General features: G+C 54.5%; 1 protein-coding gene. It reads right to left on the reverse strand.

Annotation, left to right across the window (positions count from 1 at the left end; genetic code table 11):
• Positions 1-1109, reverse strand: a 1109-nt coding sequence (gene dnaX, locus AWU74_RS05540; protein WP_162504882.1) for a DNA polymerase III subunit gamma/tau, incomplete at its 3' end; no start/stop codon positions are given.
• Positions 1110-1435: the final 326 nt, after the last annotated feature.

The following is a 1435-nucleotide window of genomic DNA, read 5'->3' on the forward strand; positions in this document are numbered from 1 at the left end:
GCCTTCAGTTCAGCGGGAGACACCCACGTGGAAAGCCAGCACAGGCGGAACACCGCTAAATCAACTTCGGCACGAGGGTTGAGCGAATAGCGTATGTCACGGTAGAGCGCAAGAAAAAGTGAAAGTGCCCGTTCTAGGCACGCGTCGTTCCACGTCTGAAGCACTGCGGGCGAAAATCGCTTCTTCGAGTATCCGAGTAGGGACTCTTTCGTTACGCCGCTTTTGATAAACAGCAGCGAGCGGAAGTAGCCTGCGGTGTTCGAGATGAACTGTTCGACAGACACACCGCCCAAAAATATGTCATCGAGGTATTCAAGCGCTTCGGCGCTGTTGCCCGCTGCGCATCTTTCGCAGAGACAATTGAGCTGTTCCGTGCTGACCAGCCCCAGTTTACCGCGGATTTTATCATAGGTGATATGCCCTTCGGAGAACGAGGCGACTTGGTCAAAAAGCGTATAGGCGTCGCGGATGCTGCCGGTCGATTCCCGCGCAACCCAGTACAAAGCTTCGTCATCGGCGGCAATGCCGATTTCGGCGGCGGCGGCGGACAGCAGGCTTTTTATCTGTTCCACGGCGACGAGTCGAAAGTGAAACTGCTGGCAGCGGCTTTTTATGGTCGCCGGTACTTTGTGCAGTTCGGTGGTGGCGAATATGAAGATGACGTAAGGAGGCGGCTCTTCAATCGTCTTGAGCAACGCATTGAATGCGTTCGTGGAGAGCATATGCACTTCATCGATAATGTAAATTTTGTAGCGTGAAGAATTGGGCGGAAACAGGATTTCATCTTTGATTTGGCGCACGTCGTTGACGCTCGTGTTCGACGCGCCGTCGATTTCAATAACGTCGAGCGACGCGCCCCGTGTGATTTCGGTGCAGGTGGTACAGACGCCGCACGGCGTCGCGGCGGGACCTTCCGCGCAGTTGAGCGCTTTGGCAAGTATTCGTGCCGACGACGTTTTGCCGCAGCCGCGCGGTCCAGAAAACAGATAGGCGTGGGCTATTTGACCCATTTGTATCGAATTGCGGAGCGTAAACGCGACAAACTCCTGTCCGGCAAGGTCTTCAAACCGTTGTGGGCGGCGGCGTGTCGCGGTTACTTCGTATTCCATACTGACAGTATACTACGAAACGGCAACCGTTGCAAGCAGAACAATGTCACTACGGACGGACCTTCCGCTGCTTTTACAAGGGTTACTGCCGCCGCGGTATCAGTAAAACCATTTTTTAAAACTGCGAAACATGTTAGGAAGTGTGGACTAGATAGAGGAAAGAGGTAAAATGGGAAGCATGAAAGAAAATGAAGGCATTCACCGGCACGATATAAGCGACGAGGCGCGAGAACGGATAAAAGAACTGCCCGGACAGGCAGGGAAACACAGAGGCGCTGCTCAGCGCGGCTGACGCGCACGGGCGCTCCGCGGAGAGACATGCCGCC

This window comes from Treponema endosymbiont of Eucomonympha sp. (assembly GCF_001028545.1).